The sequence below is a fragment of the Lysinibacillus sp. JK80 genome (genome assembly GCF_027557635.1).
Lineage (GTDB): Bacteria > Bacillota > Bacilli > Bacillales_A > Planococcaceae > Lysinibacillus > Lysinibacillus capsici.
The window spans coordinates 3,144,143-3,166,224 of record NZ_CP058997.1 but is presented as its reverse complement, the minus strand read 5'-3'; the positions used below and the strand labels follow the sequence as shown (position 1 = coordinate 3,166,224).

General features: G+C 38.8%; 19 protein-coding genes and 1 other annotated feature. Of the genes, 15 read left to right on the top strand and 4 right to left on the bottom strand.

The genetic code is table 11. From position 1 onward, the window contains the following. Positions 1–164: 164 nt before the first annotated feature. On the top strand, positions 165–431 hold the full coding sequence (gene yajC, locus HXV90_RS15905; RefSeq protein WP_004226696.1) for a preprotein translocase subunit YajC: 267 nt from the start codon (positions 165–167) through the stop codon (positions 429–431). A gap of 73 nt (positions 432–504) precedes the next feature. Here the strand turns inward: yajC and HXV90_RS15900 are convergent, their stop codons facing one another. Next, on the bottom strand, positions 505–1,356 hold the full coding sequence (locus HXV90_RS15900) for a polysaccharide deacetylase family protein (protein WP_269897587.1): 852 nt from the start codon (positions 1,354–1,356) through the stop codon (positions 505–507). Positions 1,357–1,494: 138 nt separating this feature from the next. On the opposite strand from HXV90_RS15900, the gene HXV90_RS15895 reads away from it, so the two are divergent. Continuing rightward, entirely contained in the window at positions 1,495–2,130 is a 636-nt protein-coding gene (locus HXV90_RS15895) for a DUF421 domain-containing protein (RefSeq protein ID WP_257960613.1), read from the top strand. Here HXV90_RS15895 and HXV90_RS15890 read toward each other — a convergent pair. Continuing rightward, positions 2,127–3,644 carry a putative polysaccharide biosynthesis protein gene (locus HXV90_RS15890; RefSeq protein ID WP_004226701.1) on the bottom strand — a complete coding sequence of 506 codons (1,518 nt, stop codon included), beginning with the start codon at positions 3,642–3,644 and terminating at the stop codon, positions 2,127–2,129. The genes HXV90_RS15895 and HXV90_RS15890 overlap by 4 nt on opposite strands. Positions 3,645–3,737: 93 nt before the next feature. On the opposite strand from HXV90_RS15890, the gene HXV90_RS15885 reads away from it, so the two are divergent. Together HXV90_RS15885 and secDF are read left to right on the top strand one after the other, a co-directional pair. Next, the gene (locus HXV90_RS15885; protein WP_004226703.1) at positions 3,738–4,046 is read left to right on the top strand and encodes a post-transcriptional regulator; all 309 of its coding nucleotides are present in this window, start codon (positions 3,738–3,740) and stop codon (positions 4,044–4,046) included. A gap of 346 nt (positions 4,047–4,392) precedes the next feature. Then, a complete protein-coding gene (gene secDF, locus HXV90_RS15880; RefSeq protein WP_269897586.1) occupies positions 4,393–6,660 on the top strand; it encodes a protein translocase subunit SecDF in 2,268 nt (755 codons plus the stop codon). Between the two features lie 105 nt (positions 6,661–6,765). Here the strand turns inward: secDF and HXV90_RS15875 are convergent, their stop codons facing one another. Further along, positions 6,766–8,454 carry a methyl-accepting chemotaxis protein gene (locus HXV90_RS15875; protein ID WP_269897585.1) on the bottom strand — a complete coding sequence of 563 codons (1,689 nt, stop codon included), beginning with the start codon at positions 8,452–8,454 and terminating at the stop codon, positions 6,766–6,768. A gap of 320 nt (positions 8,455–8,774) precedes the next feature. Further along, positions 8,775–9,016: a binding site (T-box leader), on the top strand. A gap of 99 nt (positions 9,017–9,115) precedes the next feature. Between HXV90_RS15875 and HXV90_RS15870 the strand changes: the two genes are divergently transcribed. The 8 genes from HXV90_RS15870 to HXV90_RS15835 all read left to right on the top strand — a co-directional run bounded on the left by HXV90_RS15870 (position 9,116) and on the right by HXV90_RS15835 (position 17,882). Continuing rightward, on the top strand, positions 9,116–10,444 hold the full coding sequence (locus HXV90_RS15870) for a chorismate-binding protein (RefSeq protein WP_269897584.1): 1,329 nt from the start codon (positions 9,116–9,118) through the stop codon (positions 10,442–10,444). After that, complete coding sequence (gene trpD / locus HXV90_RS15865; protein ID WP_269897583.1) at positions 10,444–11,472, top strand: anthranilate phosphoribosyltransferase; 1,029 nt, start codon at positions 10,444–10,446, stop codon at positions 11,470–11,472. Before HXV90_RS15870 ends, trpD begins: the two co-directional genes overlap by 1 nt. Continuing rightward, positions 11,472–12,263 (top strand): indole-3-glycerol phosphate synthase TrpC, encoded by a 792-nt coding sequence (trpC, locus tag HXV90_RS15860; protein ID WP_066036499.1) that lies wholly within the window; start codon positions 11,472–11,474, stop codon positions 12,261–12,263. The genes trpD and trpC overlap by 1 nt, the downstream gene beginning before the upstream one ends. Next, positions 12,260–12,874, top strand: a complete 615-nt coding sequence (locus HXV90_RS15855) for a phosphoribosylanthranilate isomerase (protein ID WP_269897582.1) — start codon at positions 12,260–12,262, stop codon at positions 12,872–12,874. The genes trpC and HXV90_RS15855 overlap by 4 nt, the downstream gene beginning before the upstream one ends. Next, on the top strand, positions 12,874–14,085 hold the full coding sequence (gene trpB / locus HXV90_RS15850; protein WP_269899042.1) for a tryptophan synthase subunit beta: 1,212 nt from the start codon (positions 12,874–12,876) through the stop codon (positions 14,083–14,085). The genes HXV90_RS15855 and trpB overlap by 1 nt, the downstream gene beginning before the upstream one ends. Continuing rightward, on the top strand, positions 14,082–14,873 hold the full coding sequence (gene trpA, locus HXV90_RS15845; protein ID WP_066036497.1) for a tryptophan synthase subunit alpha: 792 nt from the start codon (positions 14,082–14,084) through the stop codon (positions 14,871–14,873). Before trpB ends, trpA begins: the two co-directional genes overlap by 4 nt. A 142-nt stretch (positions 14,874–15,015) precedes the next feature. Next, entirely contained in the window at positions 15,016–17,346 is a 2,331-nt protein-coding gene (gene recJ / locus HXV90_RS15840; RefSeq protein ID WP_269897581.1) for a single-stranded-DNA-specific exonuclease RecJ, read from the top strand. A 23-nt stretch (positions 17,347–17,369) separates the two neighbouring features. Then, on the top strand, positions 17,370–17,882 hold the full coding sequence (locus HXV90_RS15835; protein ID WP_004226730.1) for an adenine phosphoribosyltransferase: 513 nt from the start codon (positions 17,370–17,372) through the stop codon (positions 17,880–17,882). A gap of 39 nt (positions 17,883–17,921) precedes the next feature. On the opposite strand, the gene HXV90_RS15830 is transcribed toward HXV90_RS15835, so the two are convergent. Further along, positions 17,922–18,380, bottom strand: coding sequence for a MarR family winged helix-turn-helix transcriptional regulator (locus tag HXV90_RS15830; protein WP_009373748.1), 459 nt, complete (start codon positions 18,378–18,380; stop codon positions 17,922–17,924). Between the two features lie 184 nt (positions 18,381–18,564). On the opposite strand from HXV90_RS15830, the gene HXV90_RS15825 reads away from it, so the two are divergent. The 3 genes from HXV90_RS15825 to HXV90_RS15815 all read left to right on the top strand — a co-directional run bounded on the left by HXV90_RS15825 (position 18,565) and on the right by HXV90_RS15815 (position 21,939). Next, a complete protein-coding gene (locus HXV90_RS15825) occupies positions 18,565–19,815 on the top strand; it encodes an MFS transporter (protein ID WP_048392111.1) in 1,251 nt (416 codons plus the stop codon). A 113-nt stretch (positions 19,816–19,928) separates the two neighbouring features. Further along, positions 19,929–21,020 carry a carbohydrate kinase gene (locus HXV90_RS15820; RefSeq protein WP_048392112.1) on the top strand — a complete coding sequence of 364 codons (1,092 nt, stop codon included), beginning with the start codon at positions 19,929–19,931 and terminating at the stop codon, positions 21,018–21,020. 4 nt (positions 21,021–21,024) lie between these two features. Then, positions 21,025–21,939, top strand: coding sequence for a pseudouridine-5'-phosphate glycosidase (locus HXV90_RS15815; protein ID WP_269897580.1), 915 nt, complete (start codon positions 21,025–21,027; stop codon positions 21,937–21,939). Positions 21,940–22,082: the final 143 nt, after the last annotated feature.

The following is a 22,082-nucleotide window of genomic DNA, read 5'->3' as shown; positions in this document are numbered from 1 at the left end:
AATCATTCAAAACTTTGTAAAAAGTGAATATTTCTAGCAAAATATTGTCAATCATAGAAAAAATATTAGTAATTGAGAAAATTTTTGGGCTTGTCCATCGCTTTTTAATGGTGGAATAGTCTATACTAAAAAAGTGAGATTTGGAAAGGGGGCAAGATGCTATTATGGATCAATTATTAGGATTAGCACCAATATTATTAATGTTCGTTGCAATGTGGTTTATCTTAATCCGTCCAGCTAAAAAAAGACAGCAGGAAACACAAAATATGCAAAGTAGTTTGCAACGTGGAGATAAAGTCATTACGATTGGTGGTTTACACGGTGTTATTGATGCAATTGAAGACACAGCAGTGACATTAAAAATTGCTGACAATGTACGAGTGAAATTTGACCGTCAAGCAATTGGACGAATTGTCAATGACAATCAGTAACAAAGAAGAAAAGGCTTACAATAGGCGATAGCTATATTGTAAGTCTTTTTTATACAATATTAGAAGGCAGTGTTTAGATGTTTTTTGCAGTTGTAGTTTTTAATTTATGAATGAATGCCTCACCAGTATCATTGCCATTAATCGTTATTCGGCTTAACGTAAATAGGGAATCGCCTTTTTTCACATGTTTATTTTGTATGACAAAGGCCATCTTAAAGCCAGCTTCCTTGGCTAATTTGATGGTGGAGGGTGAGTAAATCCCATAAGGATAGCTTATTGCTATTGGTTCATATCCTAACTTTTCTTTGATTATTTTTCTTGAATGAATAAAATCATTTCTTACCCTTTCTTCATATTCAACCTGACTCTCTAGTTGCCCATTTACAATACTAGGACCAAATACTGCGCCATTTAGTTTACCATTTTTTGAAGGTAATTTATAATGTAAGTCCCAAGTATGACTCTGGATTGTAATATAATCCTTCATTTCCTTTAATTGATCCCAACTCATCTTTGCTGTTTCATTTTGATAGTAATTGTTTCCATTCATCTCTAGGATTCGGCTTGCAATCACAAAGATTTCTGCATGCATATCATATTTTTTCAATATCGGGTAAGCTTTTTCATAATTACTAAAATACCCATCGTCAAAAGTAATTAACACGGGCTTTTGAGGTAACGGCGCTTGGTCGTTTAAGTAATCATATAATTGCTGAGCAGAAATGGCCTGATAGCCTTCCATTTTAAGTAATTTCATTTGATTTTCGAAGCTTTTGGGTGAAATAACTGTAGTATTGTTTATATTGTCCTCTAAATGATGGTACATAAGAATAGGTATTTCCTGTTCTTGATACCCGTAAATAGGATAAGGTCTAATAAGAAAAAGGATATAAACAAAAACGAAAACGATTATTTTTTTTGTCATGTCCTCACCTTGTTTGCATGTTTATTGTGATAAGCATCTAAGCTCTATGTTAGTGTGTACGAACAAGTAGGGACTATTCCTTGAAAACTGTATAAAAAACAATAAGTAAGGTCACCTTGATAGTATGGGGGTGTTTATATGGAAGAATATTACCATATTATTTTTAGAACTTGCTTTTTGTATGTGTTTATCATCATCGTTTTCCGTTTAATGGGTAAACGAGAAGTAGGTGAATTATCAGTCATCGATTTGGTCGTATTTGTATTAATTGCAGAAGTAGCGGCCTTTGCGCTAGACGATTATAAAAATCCTCTCTTTAATGCCATACTACCTATCATTATTTTGCTCTTTATTCAAATATTAAGTGCCTTTTTGTCATTAAAGTTCAAAAAAATACGTGACCTAGTGGATGGTGACCCTGCTTTATTAGTAAAAGACGGTGTTATTTTAGAGAGTGAGATGAGAAAACACCGCTATAATTTAGATGATTTATGTCAGCAATTACGAGAAAACGGAATTGCATCTGTGACAGATGTAGCCTTTGCGTATTTAGAGCCTTCAGGCAATCTTTCTGTCTATAAAAAAGATGAAAAAGCCTTTGTGTATCCATTGATTATCGACGGTGATATCCAAGAGAGACATTTATTTACCATGCATAAAGATGTGGATTGGCTAAAGGGTGAGCTAGCAAAAAATAATATTACTGACAGTGAAACAGTATTTTTTTGTATTTGGGAAGACAATAAGCTGCATATTCAATTAAAGGAATCCTAGACTTTCTTCGCCAATTTTTTAATGTAACGGAAATCTGTAATACGCAACTGATTGGTAAATAATAAAAAGGTAAATAGCAAAAATAATGTCACACCACTACTTAAAATAAATGGTAGTGATAGTATTGGAATAAGGAAATACTGGGCGACGCAAACAGCAATAAAACAACTATAAGGCACGACAAACATTCTGAAGCCAGCACGGAGGTTTTTACGTTGTCTAACTGTTGCTATATGCAAGAATGACGTTAGTAATACCCCAAAGCCAATAGCTACAACGGCTCCTTTTTCTTGGATACCTGGTTGAGAGGCAAGTACAAACATCACGAAAAGTTTACCTAGCCCACCATAGATGGAGTTCATCATGGCAGCTCTTGCCTCACCAATTGCCTGTAAGATGGAGTGTAGAGGACTTTGAATATAATAAAAATAAAAAATAGGTGCTAAAATTTTAACGTACCCACGATTTTCTTCTAAATGGAAAAGCTTCATCGCTAATTCATCTCCATGCACAAAGAAATACGTAGCAGCAAAGCAACCCACTAGCGAAGACAATCTTAGGGACACTGAAATTCGTTCCTGTAATAGCGGGATGTGCTGACGAGCGACGGCATCACTAACAGCTGGAATGAGCACAATCGATAAGGCTGTTGATACAAATGCAGGAAATAACAGTAATGGCACCAAAACACCGGAGATGACACCATATAAAATAGTGGCAGCAGAAGCGGTTAAACCGGCCACAGTTAAAGCTTTTAAAAAGATAATCGGCTCTAAAAACCAAGTGAAAGAACCAAAAAGCTTACTGCCTGCAGAGGGAAGGGCAATACGTAACATTGGTGATGCAGGATACCCTTCAATTTTAGTTTTTCGTGTCAGTAATTTCTTTTTGGAAACGATATAGTGTAGCCATAAATACAAGAATGCTACAACTTCGGCTAGCAGTGTAATGCCCATTGCCGCCGCAGCCGTGACAGCAGCATTATTGTAATTAGCCACATAGGGTAGCATTAAAGTAATGAAGCTAATACGTACAATTTGTTCGATCATTTGTGCCCATGCTGTCGGTGTAATCTTTGCAACACCTTGTAAATAGGCACGTAATAAGCCAGATCCAACTGATACTGGTACAGCAAAGAGTGCAATCCATAGTGTAAATGTTGTCTGTTCATTATGTAATAGAGTTGTTGAAATATATGGTATTGTTAGTGCAACGAGTGGCATAAAAATGATCATGCCAATGAATGACCAAAGAATAGCTGTACGCATGACACCAAAGATGTTCTCACGTTTATTTTTTGCTAGTAATTCAGCCACTATTTTAGCCACAGCGATAGGTAGTCCTAGTTGAATGAGTGAGATGAAGAAAATAAACGCTGGATAGACGGTCATATAAATACCGACAGCCTCTTCACCAGCAATCCGCATAAATTGCATTCTATAAAAGAAGCCAAAAAGTTTAGATAAAAAAATCACAAACATTAAAAATAATGTACCTCGTACAAAAGAACTCATGCCATCCGTCCCTTCTCAAGCCGCAAAAATTCATTTACACTATTTGTATGCAAGCATGTCTTACGTTACGACTTTGATTGGAGATGATTCAAAATGAGTATGCAATATGAGCAACTATTTGAAAAGATTCGTCCGGCAATTGATAGTAAGATAGCAGAGTTCCAGCATTATCAATATAATGCTATTACAGCCGAAGAACTCTGGCGCTACTGTATTGAAAAAAAATGGCGTAAAAAGAAAGTTGAGCAACTACGTTTACATGAAGTCATTTCTACCATTTTTTCGGTATCACCATCTGATATCGTCTCATTTAATCAAGTAGAGTTTTTACAAAGTAATAATTGGTTTGAAGAGGTCAATACAGACGAGTTACAATTACTGCTTGGTCCAGTCAGAACGTAATCAATGATGTGTCAAATTTTACAATAATTCTAAGAATCCTATACGTGTTGAATTGACACCAAGCGCAACCTGTTTCATAATAAGTGTGTTGCGCTTTTTTTATTTTGAATAAGTTCTTACTTACATAAGTCTTCATTGCTTTTATTGACATTTAGAAGGCTAGTACCTAATAATACTAAGATAAACTTGCGCGTTATGAACGATTGAAATAAGTAAAGCAACCTTTTTGAAGCACAGGTAACACGATTCTAGATGAAAAGGAGGATTAAACGTTTCAAAAGGTATTGCTAGTTACTTGTTTGGCGTGTAAGGACAGCCCTTACACCAATTCGAGGAGGATTTATTGATGAAACTAAAAAGTCGTATAGTTGCATTCCTACTGATTATCGTGCTATTGGCAGCAGGTATTAGTACGACTGTAAACGGCGTCTTAAAGGACATCAAGCTTGGTCTTGACTTACAGGGCGGGTTTGAAGTGCTTTACGAGGTAAATGAATTAAAAGAAGGACAAAAAATTACACCAGAAATTGTCACAGCAACATCCACTGCACTTGGTGAACGTGTAAATACGATGGGGGTTAGTGAACCGAGTATTCAGGTTGAGGACAAAAATCGTATTCGTGTGCAATTAGCTGGTGTTGAGGATCAGGAATCGGCACGTAAGTTATTGTCTACTTCTGCGAATTTAACATTCCGTGATGTTGATGATAATTTATTATTAGATGGAGACGATTTGAAAGCTAACGGTGCTAAAGGCTCTTTTGACCAACAAAATCGTCCGATTGTATCCTTAACTTTAAAAGATGCGAAAAAATTTGCTGATATAACAAGTAAAATTGCAGCAAAACCCGCAGGTCAAAATTTACTGGTTGTATGGTTAGACTTTGAAGAGGGTGTCGATTCCTATAAAGCGGAATCACAAAAAGCAAAGCCTCGCTATGCATCTGCAGCAACAGTTAGTCAAACATTAAATACAACAGATGTTATGATTAGCGGTAATTTCTCTGTTGAAGAAACAAAAAATTTAGCAGATATTTTAAATGCTGGGGCATTGCCTGTAAAGCTAGATGAAATTTATTCAACTTCTGTTGGTGCTCAATTTGGTGATGCAGCACTGAAAAGTACTATTTTTGCTGGTATTGTCGGCGTAGTAGTTATTTTCTTATTTATGCTATTCTACTATCGTTTACCAGGCTTTATTTCCATCATTTCACTGGTTGTGTTTACATTCCTAGTATTAGTAGTCTTTGACTGGATTAATGCGGTATTAACACTCCCAGGTATTGCGGCCATTGTACTTGGTATAGGTATGGCAGTAGATGCCAATATTTTAGCGGCAGAACGTATACGTGAAGAGCTGCGAGTGGGCTATTCCGCTAAACAAGCCTTCCAAATTGGTTCTAAACAATCTTTATCAGCCATTGTCGATGCGCAGTTGACAACTTTATTAGCTGCAGCAGTATTGTTCCAATGGGGAACAAGCTCTGTTAAAGGATTTGCGACAACTTTAATTATTAGTATTTTATTGAGCTTCTTAACAGCAGTTTGGGGCTCACGTGTCCTATTAGGACTACTTGTAAACAGTGGCTATTTCAACAGTCCAGCATGGTTTGGTATTGCAAAATCAAAACAGCATAGTTTAGATGAAAATATTGGTACATTAGATTTATCAACGAAATTCGATCGATTTGACTTTGTTCACAACCGTAAGAAATTCTATACATTCTCATTAGCCATTTTAGTGGCTGGTTTAGTGGTTCTTGGTATTTTCCGCCTCAACCTAGGTATTGACTTCTCAAGCGGTACTCGTGTCCAAATTGAATCGGACCAAACATTAACAAAAGAAGAAGTATCCAAATATCTAGATAGCATTGATTTTTCATCAGAAGATATCATACTCTCTGGTGAGAAAAGTAATACAGCAGTCATTCGCTATAAAGATGACCTTACACAAGCAGAAATTATAGAATTTAAAAAAGAAGCTGGCGAAAAATATGGTCATGAACCAGCAGTAAGTACCGTATCGCCTACAGTTGGTAAGGAACTTGTAAAAAATGCGATTAAGGCTCTTTCTCTTGCAGCAATAGGGATCATCATTTATGTAGCAATTCGCTTTGAATGGCGCATGGGTATAGGTGCGATTGTTTCATTATTGCATGATGTATTCTTAATTGTTGCCGTCTTTAGCTTCATGCGTTTAGAAGTAGATATTACGTTTATTGCGGCTGTATTAACAATTGTTGGGTATTCCATCAATGATACGATTGTTACCTTTGACCGTATGCGGGAAAACTTAGATCGTTATGATACCATTAATGACCGTGAAGTATTGGCGAATATCGTGAATAAATCGCTACGCCAAACAATGGGTCGTTCGGTTAATACAGTATTAACTGTAATTATCGTTGTTGTAGCCCTATTAATTTTTGGTGCACCATCTATTCAAAACTTCTCTATCGCGTTATTGATTGGTTTGATTACAGGTATGTATTCTTCAATCTGTATCGCAGCTCAAATCTGGTATTCATTAAAAATTCGTGAAATGAAAAAATCAGATGGGAAGCTACGTAAAAAAGAGAAGAAACAATGGGGTACAGACGAGCCTACTGTATAATATAATGAGCAGAGAATGGAAAACATATGGTTTTCTATTCTCTGCTTTTTTCATGCAAAAAAACTGCTGCCTTTTATAAAAAGCAGCAGATTTTTCATATAGTATTTACAATTTAAATTGCTGGATTAAGCCTTGTAGCTGTTGCGCATTTTCACTTAATTCTTCTGCGACAGTATTTACCTGCTGCATGGTCGCAACTTGCTCGTCAACAGATTCTGCAATCATATGAGAATTCGTTGCTGATTCGTTAGAAACATTGGCAATTTCCGTGACAGAAGCTGCAACCTGCTCTGCACTAGCAGAGATTTCTTCAGATGTGGCAGAAATTTCTTCAATTTGCTCTGTGAATGCAGCAACAGCAGAGGTGATGGAGTAGAAAGCATCTCCAGCCTCATGAATTTTGGCTACACCATCCTTTACAGAAGCTAAACCATTATTTACTGATGCTGCAACATTTTGTGTATCTGTTAGAATTTCTTTTGTAATAGCAACGATTTGATTGGCAGATTGATTCGATTCTTCAGCAAGCTTTCGTACCTCATCCGCTACGACTGCAAAGCCTTTCCCATGTTCTCCTGCTCTTGCAGCTTCAATAGCTGCATTTAGTGCGAGTAAATTTGTTTGTTCTGAGATTGCTGTAATCACTGTTGTAATTTGTCCAATTTCTTCTGATTGCTTACTTAGTTTTTGCGTTAATGTTGCAATATCAGAAGTTGCTAGTGCGATCATATTCATCTGTTCTTTTGCTGTTGCAATCGTTGCACCACCTGTATGGGCAAGCTGAGTCAGATTTTCTGCATTATGATGAAGACTTTGAGTCGCCTCCGCAATGCGTTGGACACCTGATGCAGTTTCATCCATTGCCACAGCACTTTGCTGAGAGGCACTAGCAGAAGAAGTGATATGTGTTACATTATTTTGAATTCGTTGAGCAATATTATCAGAAGTTGCTGTTACTTCTTCTGTACTAGCAGAAAGCTCTTCTGAAACAGCCGATAGATGGGATGCACGATCTTGAATGTTAGTCATTAAACCAGCTAGATTTTGTTTTAATGTATTGACTGCATTGGCAAGTGTACCGATCTCATCTTTGGATTGATGGTCAAGCTCAGCAATTGTTAAATCACCTTGTGCTAATGTATCTGCTGCTCCAATAACCTTGCGTAGGGGCAGGACAATGGAGGCTTTGACCATATGCATAAAATATAAACCAATAATAATACTTGCAAGGAAAAGGCTAATAGTAATGATAATAGCGCGTGAAACGGTTTGATTAACAGATTGGTCAACATTTTGAAGCTGTTCATCGTGATAAGCTAATAATTCAGTTGTTAACTTAAAAATGTCCTTATTGTATTTTGTAACATCATTATTGATGATTGAGAGTGCTAGATCCGTGTTGCCACTATTAAACGCTTGTAAAGCTTTCTGTGAATTTGATAGTAACTCTTTTTGCAATTCCGTGATTTGCTGCATAATATTTTTTGTATAATCTGATCGAACAATAGTAGAAAGTTCATGAACTGTTTCAGGTAACAACTTTTCATAGCGCTCTAAATTGGCCTTAGCTGTATCGTCCTTCTTATTTAAAATATAGGAACGTAAAAATAAACCTTGAGACGCAAGTTGTTGTTGGATTTTATCTGTTAATTGGATTTGCACCATCCGATGCTTCAATACTTCTTCTAAATCATTCTGTGTTGTTTTAAATTGAATAAATGATACGATGCTTGAGATAAAAAGTAAACATGTTAAGGAAATGAATCCTATATTTAATTTTTTGCGAACGGACATAAACTTCCTACTTTCTTTTATTATATGGAAAAAATTGATGTTCTGAAATTACTATAACTTGATATATTTACATGGTCAATAGTCAAGGAATTTTCAATCGTAGGAAATCTTGTTCTCCAATAAGTTTTTATAGAAGGATAATATACCTACTTTTGATTCTTCTGATAAAATAGGAATTTCAACTTTTTTCGTCAGAATTGATTGACAATAGTATTGGATTGGCATAGAATTAAGGCTAACTTTTTGTTCGGTCAAGGTAGAAGATCTCGGGAGCGAGGTCAGCCGCAGAACAGATGAGCTGAGTTTAGATGAGAATAGCTGAGAAATTGTTGAATAAGAGTAGTAGCCTAAGTGTGTAATAAAGAGAGTCAGTGGCTGGTGTAAACTGATTTACAGCTTATGTGAATGGACTTATGAGAGTCGCTTATAAAAAAGCGAACGTGATTCCCCACGTTATAGGGGTGCTTTCATGGTATGGTTTACCATACCCATGATGTAAAGCACAAAAGTGAGAGCATATGCTCTAATATGAGGTGGCAACGCGGTCATAATCGTCCTCTGCAATTAGGAATAATCCTTTTTGCAGAGGGCTTTTTTATTTTCATTCAGCATTCGTCTAGACATTAGCTAAAGGAATCTTTGAAAAAGGAGCAAAATAGCTATGCAAATAACGAGTTCAAGAACAAAAATGAAAACGATCAATGGCGATTCTTTAACACCTATTTTGATTTTTAGGCGTTTACAGGGAAAACATAAATTTTTATTGGAAAGTTCTGCCCAACACGAAGGAGCTGGAAGATTTTCCTTCATTGGTGCTAATCCACGAAAAACATATAAAGGTGTGGGCCAAGAAATCCAAGAGGTTTCCTATAAAACAGGAAAAACATACGTGCATCAAGGGGAACTTTTTGTTCTTCTTAAACGCCTCATGCCACGTATTTCCAATACGACGCAATTTCCATTTTCAGGTGGTGCCGTTGGATATATAGGCTTTGGCGGTACAACGATGTTCGTAGATAAAAAAATAGAACTGCCTGATGCTTATTTTCATGTCTATGAAACGATTATTGTCTTCGATCATCAAACAGATGAAGTGACATTGATTCATACAAATATAGATGCAGAAAAGCAGGAACCTGATTTGGAAGAATTGGCTCAGCAAATAGTAAACGGGCATATCAGTGACGAAGCATCTTATCGTTATCAACCGCTTGATACTACAACAAACGAATCATTTGCAACGGTTTTACAGACAATGCAAGCCAACTTACATGATGACATAACAAGGGTAGTTTTGCCGAACCGCAATGTAGCCAATTTTCAAGGTGATACGTTGGCTTTGTATCGACAGCTACGTAAAAAAAAGCCTGCAGCCTATATGTATTATATTGAATTTGACGATCATGTTGTGTTAGGTACTTCTCCTGAAAGTCTAATCCGAGTAAAAGGTGAAAGCGTTATTGCGACTCCTACAGAGGGAACATATCCGCGAGGGGAAACAAAAAATGAAGAACTAGAAAATGAACGTAAATTATACAACCATGAAAGCATTAGGCAATCACATGCACTTCTTGTTAGGGCTATTCAGCAAGAATTACAGTCGGTTTGTTTCCGAGATTCTGTTCAGGTCATGGAGGCTATGCGTATCCAGCGGTCCAAAAAGGCACTGCACATGACGACTAGGGTGGAAGGAAAGCTTTTACCAATGCTTCATGCTCTGGATGTTTTAGCAGCAACCATATCCCCACTTTCAGCAACGGAGCATCCGTATGCAGCTGGTTATTTTGGTGCTCTCGGCTTTATTGGATTTAATGGTCATTTGGATTTTGCCTTAACAGGTCAATCTATTGTAGTTAAACAGGATACCATGCATTTGCAAGCAACAATAACTGTTACCAAATATACAAATGTGCAAAACGTTTTACATCAAGTGCAAGAGGAAGAACAGGCATTTTTACAGTTACTGGTGAACAATGGGGGGCAAAACTAATGGAACGATTACAAGGGAAAGTACTGCAGGGAACACATCTCATGTACGAAGAAATGCTACAGGCAGCGCAATGGTTATTTCAGGATGATACTCCTAAAGAAGAAATAGCAAGCTTTTTAACAGCTTTAGCTACGAAGGGAGAAACTGCACATGAAGTAGCCGCATTAGCAACTATTATGCGATCTTTTGCTCTTGATATAGCCGTAAAAGAAGGTAGCTATATGGATAATTGCGGTACAGGTGGAGACGGTCTTCATACTTTTAATATCAGTACAGCTTCTGCTTTCGTGTTAGCTGGGGCAGGTGTCAAAATTGCCAAGCATGGGAACCGTAAAATTTCTTCCTCCTCTGGTAGCTCAGATGTGCTAGAGGCACTAGGTATTCATACAGCTATTTCTATCCCACAAACAGCCCATTTGCTAGAGAGAGAGGGAATCGCTTTTATTTATGCACCGAATGTTCATCCGAAATTAAAGAGAATTGGTGAAGTTCGCCGTTCATTAGGAAAACCGACAATCTTTAATCTTGTTGGTCCTTTAACAAATCCGGTCCCATTATCCACACAATTTACAGGCATTAATCGACCGAATTTTGTCATGGAATATGCCTCAGTCTTACAAATGCTTGGACGTGAGCGGGCCATTGTCGTCTCAGGACCACAAGGCTTAGACGAGGCTTCATTAGCAGGTCAAAATACATTGGTTTTAGTAGATAAAGGAGATCTAATTCCCTTTTCCCTAACCGCAGAAGATGTCGGTCTTCAAATGGCCCCTTTAAAGGCCATCCGTGGTGGCAATGCAGATGAAAATGCGGTGATTATGCAAAAAATATTGGCTGGCGAACGGAGTCCTTATTTAGATACAGTAGTATTAAATGCTGGCATCGGCTTATTTGGCTATGGTCAAGCGGAAACCATCAAAGAGGGTGTTGCTATGGCAAAGGAAAGTATTTTTAGCGGTAGAGCACAACAAAAATTAGAGGCGGTTGTAACATATAGCATGCAAATTAAAGAAGTGGAGGTAGGGTAATGAATATACTCAATAAAATATTACTGCAAAAAAAGATTGAGGTAGGTGCTTTATTAGAGCAGCCAGATCCTTTAGCAAACTTTACAGAAACGCCACGTCGCTCGTTCATTGAATCATTGTGTCAAGCTCATACACTGCAAGTCATCGCGGAAATGAAGCGTGCTTCCCCTTCAAAAGGGTTAATAGCTGGCGGAGCAGACCCAGTTTCTCAAGCAAAAGTCTATGCACTAGCAGGAGCAGCAGCTATTTCGGTCTTAACAGACAAGGAATTTTTTAAAGGCTCCTTTGAAGATTTAGCAGCAGTTGCTGCTGCTGTAGATACCCCACTTCTTTGTAAGGATTTTATGATTGATCGAGTGCAGATTCGATTTGCCAAGGCGGCAGGTGCATCCATTATTTTATTAATTGTGGCAGCCTTAACAGACGATGCCTTACGTGATTTATATAGCTATGCAACGGGCTTAGGCCTAGAGGTTTTAGTGGAAGTACACGATTGTGAAGAGCTTGAACGCGCTCTTGCGGTAGATGCAAAGTTAATTGGCGTTAATAATCGTGATTTACGTACCTTTGAAGTAAGCCTAGAGCGCACCAGAGAAATTGCTAATGTGTTTCCATTTGATGAGAATCGAGTATTAATTAGTGAGAGTGGCATATGGACGCAGGACGATGCGAAGCTAGTAGCCTCGATGGGGGCTAGTGGTGTCCTAGTAGGTGAAGCTTTAATGAGGAGTGGAGATGCGGGGCAAGCACTACGAGATTTGCAAGTAAGTAAAGAGGGGGCATCGGTATGACAAAGGTCAAAATTTGTGGTCTACAGGAGCAAGAACATGTCAAAACAGCTGTTCATGCTGGTGCAGATGCTATAGGGTTTGTTTTTGCACCGAGTAAACGTCGTGTATCCATTGAGCAAGCCCAACAGTTAGCGAAGCATGTACCACAAGGCGTTTTAAAAATAGGTGTCTTTGTGAATCCAACGTCAGCCGAATTAAAGGAAGCAGTAGAGCGAGTGCCCTTAGATTATGTGCAATATCATGGGGAGGAAACGCCAGCATTTATTCAGGAGCAAGGTTATCCCGCCATAAAGGCATTATCGATACGAGAAAAAGAGGATGTTCAAGCGGCTGCCAACTATCAGGTAGATTATTACTTATTTGACGCGCCTGGTACAGAGTTTAAAGGCGGGAGTGGTCACACTTTTGATTGGACACTCCTTGAGCAAGTAGGGATTCCCAAAGAAAAATTACTATTAGCGGGTGGTCTCAATGTAGACAATATTGAAGCGGCTATTACGGATGTAGGGCCTTTTATGGTGGATGTTTCAAGTGGTGTAGAAACAGATGGAAGCAAGGATTCTACCAAAATACAAGCTTTTTTACAGGCAGTAAAGAGGGGGAGCAGATGATGGGAATATCAATAGCAAATAGTGTACCGACAAAAGAAGGGCGTTTTGGACAATTTGGTGGTCGGTTTGTGCCCGAAACATTAATGACAGCCTTGCTTGAATTAGAAGCTGCTTATGAGCAAGCATTACTAGACCCTGCATTTACAGAGGAGCTGTCCTATTATTTAGAAGACTATGTTGGCCGCGAAACACCGCTCTATTACGCAGAAAATTTAACGAAGGCGCTAGATGGAGCAAAGGTTTATTTAAAGCGTGAAGATTTAAACCATACAGGTGCACATAAAATTAATAATGCGATTGGGCAAGCACTTCTAGCCAAACGCATGGGTAAAAAGAAAATCGTTGCTGAAACAGGAGCTGGTCAGCATGGTGTGGCAACAGCTACTGCATGTGCATTATTAAATCTAGAATGTGTTGTTTTTATGGGAGCAGAAGATATAAAACGTCAGCAGTTAAATGTCTTTCGTATGGAGTTGCTTGGCACAAAGGTTCAATCGGTGGAAAGTGGTTCTAAAACATTAAAGGATGCTGTGAACGCTGCCCTACGTTACTGGGTGACAAATGTTGAGGATACACATTATATTTTAGGCTCTGCCTTAGGTCCTCACCCATTCCCAAAAATTGTTCGGGACTTTCAGCGTGTCATTGGAGTAGAAACAAGAAGGCAAATCGTGCAAAAAGAGGGGCGTTTACCTGATGCAGTTGTTGCCTGTATTGGAGGTGGCAGTAATGCAATCGGTATGTTTCACCCATTCGTTGATGATGAATCAGTTGCCTTATACGGTGTTGAAGCAGCAGGAAGTGGTCTTGAAACTGGGAAGCATGCTGCGGCCATCGCAGATGGAAAATTAGGTGTATTACATGGCGCCTACATGTATTTATTACAGGATGAAAACGGCTTTGTTCAAGAAGCACATTCTATTTCAGCTGGGTTAGATTATCCAGGGAAAGGACCAGAGCATTGTTATTTACATGATATTGGTCGAGCTCAATTTGACTCCATCACAGATGCTGAAGCACTGGAGGCACTAAAATTATTAAGCCGAACAGAAGGGATACTGCCTGCACTTGAAAGTTCTCATGCTATTGCTTATACGGCAAAACTTGCAAAGACCATGGCAAAAGATCAGATCATTGTTGTGTGCTTATCTGGCCGAGGAGATAAAGATGTTCACACAGTTCGAGCAGCACTAGGAGGGGATGTAAAATGACAACTTTACAGCAAGCGATCGATCAGGCAAAAGCTGAAGGCCATAAAGCTTTTATACCTTATATCATGGCAGGTGACGGAGGGCTAGAGACCATTAAGCCAACTATTTTAAAACTGCAACAATTAGAGGTAACAGCTATTGAAGTAGGGATTCCTTTTACAGATCCTGTTGCCGATGGTCCAACAATCGAACGAGCAGGAGAACGTGCACTCAAAGCTGGTGTGACATTAAGAAACGTGTTGCAAACACTCGCTTCATTTAGAGATGAAATAACAGTGCCTCTCGTAGTCATGACTTATTTCAATCCAGTATTAGCATATGGCTTAAAGTCTTTTGCGCAAGCCTGTGTAGCTGGAGGAGTTAAGGGATTAATTGTACCAGATGTCCCTTTGGAAGAGAGCGAGTTGTTACGTGATGCATTAAATCCATATGGCATTGATGTGGTACAGCTTATCTCATTGACAAGCCCTCCAGAGCGTATAGCACGCATCGCAGCAGCTAGTCAGGGTTTTGTTTATGCAGTGACCGTTAATGGGATCACAGGAGCAAGATCGCGTTTTGCCGATAATTTAGAACAGCATTTTGCAAGCTTACGTCAAGCAAGTCCAATCCCTGTGCTTGCAGGCTTTGGTATTTCAACACCTGAGCAAGTGAAAAAGATGGGGGCTTTGGGAGATGGTGTAATTGTCGGTAGTGCCATTGTGACGGCATTGCATCAAGGAGATTTGGCAACGGTGGAAGCATTAGTAGCCGCCTCGAAAGGTATGTTAGAAAAGTCTACTCTTTAGAAGAGTAGGCTTTTTTGATGATGAAAGAAATGGAAAAGTGACCGAATAGAAATTAAAAATCGATGGATAAAACTATCAATCTAACGGATAGTGCGCAACCTATAGAAATTCGGTATAATAGCTTTCGTAAGGAAGTGAGCAGATGATTCTATCGAAAAAAAGATGGCAGGTGGAGCGTCCTGACGCGACACTTGTACAAGCATTACAAAATGACTTACAACTTTCTGCGATTGCAGCAAAAATTTTAGCAGCACGAGGCTGCGAAACAACGGCTGAGGCAGAAAGCTTATTAAATATGACTGAGGCAAATATCCATGACCCATTTCTTATGCATGGTATGGCTGAAGCGGTAGCACGGATTGAACAAGCACTAGAAAATGGTGAGAAAATTTTAGTGTATGGTGATTATGATGCGGATGGTGTGACAAGCACAACCGTTATGTTACATGTTTTACTAGATCTTGGAGCAGACGTCTCCTTTAAAATTCCGAATCGTTTTATCCATGGCTATGGTCCGCATGAAGCCCTATTTCGGGAGGCCTATGAAGATGGTGTACAGTTAATCCTTACAGTGGATAATGGTATATCTGGTATTGAGCCTATTCGAGTAGCAAAGGAGCTTGGTATGGATGTCATTGTGACAGATCACCATGAGCCAGGTGAGGAGCTACCACCAGCAGATATTATTCTTCATCCCCGAATACCAGAAGGGCAATATCCATTTGGCGAGCTAGCAGGAGTAGGGGTAGCCTTTAAGCTGGCACATGCTCTTTATGGTGAACTACCAAGCCATCTAATAGAATTTGTGGCGATTGGCACTGTAGCAGATTTGGTTCCGTTGGTGGATGAAAATCGCTATCTCGTGAAGAGGGGCATACAAGAAATGCGTCGTTCCCTTAGTCCATGGGTACAAGCGATGTGTGACATAGCCAGTACAGAGCAGACGAAAATTACAGAAGAAACGATTGGCTTTTATTTTGGTCCACGATTGAATGCTGTTGGTCGTCTAGGTGAAGCAGCTCCTGGTGTCGAATTATTAATGGCGGAGGATAATGCTAAAGCAACCGCATTGGCAAAAAAGCTAAATGCCTGCAATACCGAGCGCAAAGATATTGTGAAAAGTATTACAGATGAAGCCATCGCACTGATTGAAGCAGATGAAAAAATCGGCAATTCCTTAGTTCTTGTTGTTGCTGGCGAGGGCTGGAACGCAGGTGTTGTAGGAATTGTAGCCTCACGTCTCGTTGAACTGTATTACCGTCCAACGATTGTGCTGTCACTCGATCCCGAAAAGGGCATAGCAAAAGGTTCTGCTCGAAGTATTGAAGGTTTTCATCTATATAATGAACTAGCTAAAAATCGAGATATTTTACCGCATTTTGGTGGACATCCTATGGCTGCAGGTATGACCCTATCATTAGAGCATGTGGATGAACTACGTACTCGCTTAGATGCTCAGGCAAGAGCCTGTTTAACAGAGGAGCAATTAACACCTGTAGTGCATATTGATATACCGCTCAGCATAGACGAAATTTCAGCGGATGCTATTGAGGAAATTTCAACACTAGGACCATTTGGCACAGATTTCCCTAAGCCTGTGTATGTGCTAGAGGATGTAGAAATCGCCTCCATGCGTAAAATTGGAGCGGGCGAGAATCATATTAAAATGGAAATAACAAACGGCTATGATAAATTGGATAGTGTTGGTTTTAACAAAGGGCATTTACATGATGAATTAACGTATGGCATCAAAGTTTCCTTTATAGGCGATTTGCAAATTAACGAATGGCAGGGACGTAAAAAAGCCCAATTTATGATCGAGGATGTCCAAACTACAGAATGGCAGTTATTTGATATTCGTGGTATCCGTCAAACAGCTCGATGGCTGAATACGGTACCGAAGGACGTGGCCCGGTTTATCGCCTTTCGTCCAGAAACGATGACCTATTATCAATCATTAATCGGTGCACCTATTACACTGGTTGACCCAGCCCTTTCAAATATTGAACAAAGTGATTACATCGTGCTCTTAGACTTGCCACACAATGTTCAAAAGCTAGAGGACGTTTTACAGAAGACAGCCCCTTCACGTATTTATGCTCATTTTTATATGCCTGACTCGCAATACTTCAGTGGTCTACCTACTCGTGAGCAATTTGCTTGGTATTATAAGTTCTTGAAAAATCGACCAGCCTTTCCGCTTGATATGCATATCGCAGATTTAGCGAAGCATACGGGGTGGCCATTAGATACACTAAAATTTATGACACAGGTGTTTTTTGAGCTTGATTTTGTTAAAATGGAGAGTGGACTGACGACTGTCAACGTGAATGCTCCAAAACAAGCACTAACAGAGGCACCGTCTTACAAACAACGTTCAGAACAGATTGAAATGGAGCAAAAGCTTGTCTATGCTCCTTATATAGAATTAAAACAATGGTTTGATGAACGTTTAACATCAGCGGACGAATAACGTTTCGTAGGAGGAGCAATAACATGGATTTAAAGCAATACGTTACAACGGTTGAAAATTGGCCGAAAGAGGGCATTACCTTCAGAGATATTACAACAATTATGGATAATGGTCCTGCATACAAATATGCAACAGACCAAATCGTAGAATATGCAAAAGAAGTGGGCGCTGAAATTATTGTTGGCCCTGAGGCACGTGGTTTTATTATCGGTTGTCCAGTTGCCTATGCACTTGAAATTGGCTTTGCCCCTGTTCGTAAACCTGGTAAATTACCACGTGAGGTAATTAGTGCAGACTACGGTCTTGAATATGGTAAAGATACGTTAACAATGCATCATGATGCAATTAAGCCTGGTCAAAAAGTTTTAATCTGTGATGATTTACTAGCGACTGGTGGTACAGTTGAAGCAACGGTTCGTTTAGTAGAACAATTAGGTGGTCAGGTAGTAGGCTGTGCATTCCTGATTGAACTTCTAGAATTAAATGGTCGCGAAAAGCTTGGCGATTTAAATATTAAAACACTTATTCAATATTAAGAGCATGGCAAAAAGCGCCCTATACTGTGGGCGCTTTTTTTATACTTCGTCATAGGCTTGAATAATTTTTTGCATTGTTCGCAAGGTATCGTAGAAATCTGCGTATTTTTCGGTTCCAATATCCTCGATAATTCTATCTTGAATGCCTTGCCAAATAGGTGCTGCTTCATGCAGTTTTTCTAAACCTTTTTCAGTGAGCGTTATTTTTTTGGTACGAGCATCATTGGTATCTCGCTTTAACTCAACATAGCCATGTTGCTTTAATAGATTAATATTACGTGTTATAGTGGTTTGATCCAGTTGTAAAATTTCACCTAAACGGCTGATTGAGACAGCTTGTTGAAGGTCAATATGTGCAAGCATTGAATATTGTGTAACTTTTAAACCTGTAGGCTGTAGCAGCTTATCATATAATTGTGTGACTACCCTTGTTTTTTTTCTAAGGTTAGCACAAACACAAATTTGTGTATAATCAATATTTTTAAGTTGATTCTTCATCGACAGTACTCCTTTAAGGGGATTCTACTAATTATAAGTATACACCCAATAACTAGAAATTACTTCTTGACAGCTTTATGAACGATTACTATGATTATACATGTATATACATATAAATGAAATAAGTAGACTTAAACATGTATATACATGTTTTGTAGTCTATCAAAGAAAAGAAGGTGTTGAGGTGAAGCGTGTTCATTATAGTTGGTTTATTTTAATCGTCACATTTTTCTCGATAATTGTCGCAGGAATTACAATGTCATCATCTGGCGTGTTTATCGACCCTCTTGAAAAAGAATTTCACTGGGATCGTTCAACCATTGCTTTAGCTTTTGCTGTAAGTTTGTTTTTATATGGCATATCTGGACCATTTATGGCTGCGTTGCTTGAAGTCATTGGCCTAAAGAAAATGATGCTAGGTGCTATGGCAACTTTAGTATTAGGAATGACTTTAACATTTTTGATGAGTGAATCCTGGCAGCTAATCGTTATTTGGGGGGGCATTATTGGTCTTGGAGCAAGTCTTTTTTTAACTGTCCTTAGTCCATATGTTGCGAATCATTGGTTTGTAAAACGCAGAGGATTAGCGGTTGGTATTTTAACGGCAAGTACAGCCACGGGCCAGTTAATTTTATTACCAGTTCTAGCTATCATTATTGAACACTATTCTTGGCGATGGGCTATCACATTAATGCTACTCCTTAGTATCATAATGTTTTTCATGATTGCGCTTTTTATAAAAAATAGACCTCAGGATATGGGGTTAACTCCTTATGGACAAGAGGAGGCTATAGAGGAACAACAAATACAGCAAAAGAAGAATCCAATAGCTATGGCTTTTAAAGGTTTATTTGAGGCGATTAAGGTTAAAGCATTTTGGCTCTTAGCAGGTAGCTTTTTTATTTGTGGGCTATCGACAAGCGGATTAATTGGTACTCATTTTGTTTCTTATTGTATTAGCTTTGGCGTTCCTTTAGTCACTGCCGCATCATTCCTTTCTTTTATGGGCATTTTTAATTTATTAGGTACAACTGCGTCTGGCTGGTTATCTGATCGCTTCGATAATCGGTGGTTATTGTTTTGGTATTACCTGTTAAGAGGCGCATCTCTATTATTGCTCCCTTATGCACTTGCACAAGGATCATTTGTTTTATTAACGATTTTCACGATCTTTTACGGACTAGATTGGATTGCTACAGTGCCACCAACCATCAGTATTACACGACAAATTTTTGGTATGCAAAAAAGCAGTATTATCTATGGGTGGATATTTGCTTCACATCAAGCAGGAGCGGCGGTTGCAGCGTATGGTGGAGGGTTAATTTATAAATTTTTTAACTCTTATACATGGGCTTTTTTTCTTGCAGGAATGTTTTGTGCAATGGCCAGTTTATTCGTCATCATTGTTAAAAAACAAACACCTCAGCAAGCATAAACAAAAAAAGTTGAACCTCAGTAAGATGAAGTTCAACTTTTTTAATAAAGAATCTTTTGACATAACGCAAACAAAAGTTTATAATATAAACAAATATAATAAAAGGTGATGCTATGAATGAAAGAGAACAGGCGGTGCTTGCTTTAATTCGCCAGAATCCGTTTATGTCTCAGCAAGAAATGGCAGATGTAATGAATCTGTCGCGTCCTGTGCTTGCTAATTTAGTGTCTAGTTTAACGAAGCAAGGAAAAATTGTAGGTCGTGCTTATATATTACCCGAAGAAAATGAAATTATTTGCATCGGTGGCGCTAATTTAGACCGCAAATTCCATGTCAAGGGCAATGTTCAATTTGGAACATCTAACCCTGCCAGTTCTTCCTTTAGTGTAGGTGGCGTTGGTCGAAATATTGCTGAAAACTTAGGCAGATTAAACCACCAAGTGACGTTACTGACAACGGCAGGTAAGGATGCTGATTGGCAAGTGATCCAAGAGGCTTCGGAATCCTTTATGAATCTACGTTATGTAGAGCAGCTTGCAGAGGCTTCTACAGGTTCTTATACTGCCATCATGGATGAACAAGGTGAGCTAGCACTAGCTGTAGCAAATATGGAAGTTTACGACCTTCTGTTACCGAGCTTGTTGAAAAAACATGAAACAATGCTTGTAAACGCAGGCTGTTTTATTTTGGATTTAAACTGTCCAAAAGAAACAGTGGCGTATATCCAGCAAGTAGCCCTTGCTCGTGATATTCCACTTGTTATTGTGCCAGTATCTTCGCCAAAAATGAATCGACTACCTGAAACATTACAAGGCGTAACTTGGTTTATTTGTAACACAGATGAAGCGGAAACGATTGTTGGACATAAAATTGAAAACGCTACCCATTATGAAAAAGCTTTACAACAGCTCCTACAATTAGGTGCGGAGCATGTCATTATCACGGCTGGTAGCAAGGGCGTTTATGCAGCATCTACAACGATTGCCCCTTGTCATGTTGCCGCTAAAGTGATTGACAAAATTGAAGATGTAACAGGAGCAGGAGATGCCTTTGTTAGCGCTGTTATTCACAGTTGGCTGACTGGACAATCTTTTGAGACATGTATTGATGCTGGATTAACCAATGCAAAAAATACATTGGCATCTCCTTATACAGTAAGACCTGAATTATCAGTAGATTTGTTGAAAAATGAAATGGAGGAATAACAACATGAAAGAATTCATCGTATTATCAGAAGAAGTAAAAGCAGGACAAGCAAAAGGTCTACCAATCGTTGCGTTAGAATCAACAATTATTTCACACGGTATGCCATACCCACAAAACGTGCAAACTGCGCGTGAAGTTGAGCAAATTATTCGCGAGAATGGTGCAGTCCCAGCAACAATTGCATTAATTGATGGAAAAATTAAAATTGGTCTATCAGATGAAGAACTAGAAATGTTCGGTAATGCTCAAGGTGTTGCAAAAGCTTCACGTCGTGACTTAGGCTACTTACTAGCAACGAAAAAATTAGGTGCTACAACAGTTGCAGCGACAATGATCTGTGCAGAGCTTGCAGGTATTGAAATCTTTGTTACAGGTGGTATTGGTGGTGTACACCGTGGTGCGGAAACAACAATGGATGTCTCTGCTGATTTAGAAGAATTAGCACAAACAAATGTTGCCGTTATCTGTGCGGGTGCAAAATCTATTTTAGACATCGGTCTTACATTAGAATATCTTGAAACAAAAGGTGTGCCAGTGGTTGGTTATGGTACGAATGAATTACCAGCATTCTACACACGTCAAAGTGGATTTGATGTAAACTTCCAATTAGATACGCCAGAAGAAATTGCAGCAATGCTATCTGCGAAATGGCAATTAGGCTTAAAAGGTGGCGCTGTCATCGCAAATCCAATTCCTGAGTCTGAAGCATTAGAGCATGCATTTATTACAAACATTATTGAAAAAGCTTTAGTTGAAGCTGAAGAGAATGGCATTCACGGTAAAAATGTTACACCATTCTTACTTGGCAAAGTTAAAGAATTAACAGAAGGTAAAAGTCTTGATGCCAACATTGCATTAGTGAAAAACAATGCAGTAGTCGGCGCGAAAATTGCTGTAGCTTACAATCAATTACATTAATCAATTTGTCGAAACAAGGACTCTTTGTGACGTGAAGTCGCAGAGGGTCTTTTTTATTAAAAAGAAGAATATTTTTTCCATTTTTCGAACTGTTCACGAGATTAACTAAACTAAATGATACAGTCTCTTTACAATAGACCACA

Excerpts from the sequence above, each read along its gene's own strand:
- yajC (WP_004226696.1), top strand. The coding sequence starts at position 165 with ATGGATCAATTATTAGGATTAGCACCAATATTATTAATGTTCGTTGCA.
- HXV90_RS15900 (WP_269897587.1), bottom strand. The coding sequence starts at position 1,356 with ATGACAAAAAAAATAATCGTTTTCGTTTTTGTTTATATCCTTTTTCTT.
- HXV90_RS15895 (WP_257960613.1), top strand. The coding sequence starts at position 1,495 with ATGGAAGAATATTACCATATTATTTTTAGAACTTGCTTTTTGTATGTG.
- HXV90_RS15890 (WP_004226701.1), bottom strand. The coding sequence starts at position 3,644 with ATGAGTTCTTTTGTACGAGGTACATTATTTTTAATGTTTGTGATTTTT.
- HXV90_RS15885 (WP_004226703.1), top strand. The coding sequence starts at position 3,738 with ATGAGTATGCAATATGAGCAACTATTTGAAAAGATTCGTCCGGCAATT.
- secDF (WP_269897586.1), top strand. The coding sequence starts at position 4,393 with ATGAAACTAAAAAGTCGTATAGTTGCATTCCTACTGATTATCGTGCTA.
- HXV90_RS15875 (WP_269897585.1), bottom strand. The coding sequence starts at position 8,454 with ATGTCCGTTCGCAAAAAATTAAATATAGGATTCATTTCCTTAACATGT.
- HXV90_RS15870 (WP_269897584.1), top strand. The coding sequence starts at position 9,116 with ATGCAAATAACGAGTTCAAGAACAAAAATGAAAACGATCAATGGCGAT.
- trpD (WP_269897583.1), top strand. The coding sequence starts at position 10,444 with ATGGAACGATTACAAGGGAAAGTACTGCAGGGAACACATCTCATGTAC.
- trpC (WP_066036499.1), top strand. The coding sequence starts at position 11,472 with ATGAATATACTCAATAAAATATTACTGCAAAAAAAGATTGAGGTAGGT.
- HXV90_RS15855 (WP_269897582.1), top strand. The coding sequence starts at position 12,260 with ATGACAAAGGTCAAAATTTGTGGTCTACAGGAGCAAGAACATGTCAAA.
- trpB (WP_269899042.1), top strand. The coding sequence starts at position 12,874 with ATGGGAATATCAATAGCAAATAGTGTACCGACAAAAGAAGGGCGTTTT.
- trpA (WP_066036497.1), top strand. The coding sequence starts at position 14,082 with ATGACAACTTTACAGCAAGCGATCGATCAGGCAAAAGCTGAAGGCCAT.
- recJ (WP_269897581.1), top strand. The coding sequence starts at position 15,016 with ATGATTCTATCGAAAAAAAGATGGCAGGTGGAGCGTCCTGACGCGACA.
- HXV90_RS15835 (WP_004226730.1), top strand. The coding sequence starts at position 17,370 with ATGGATTTAAAGCAATACGTTACAACGGTTGAAAATTGGCCGAAAGAG.
- HXV90_RS15830 (WP_009373748.1), bottom strand. The coding sequence starts at position 18,380 with ATGAAGAATCAACTTAAAAATATTGATTATACACAAATTTGTGTTTGT.
- HXV90_RS15820 (WP_048392112.1), top strand. The coding sequence starts at position 19,929 with ATGAATGAAAGAGAACAGGCGGTGCTTGCTTTAATTCGCCAGAATCCG.
- HXV90_RS15815 (WP_269897580.1), top strand. The coding sequence starts at position 21,025 with ATGAAAGAATTCATCGTATTATCAGAAGAAGTAAAAGCAGGACAAGCA.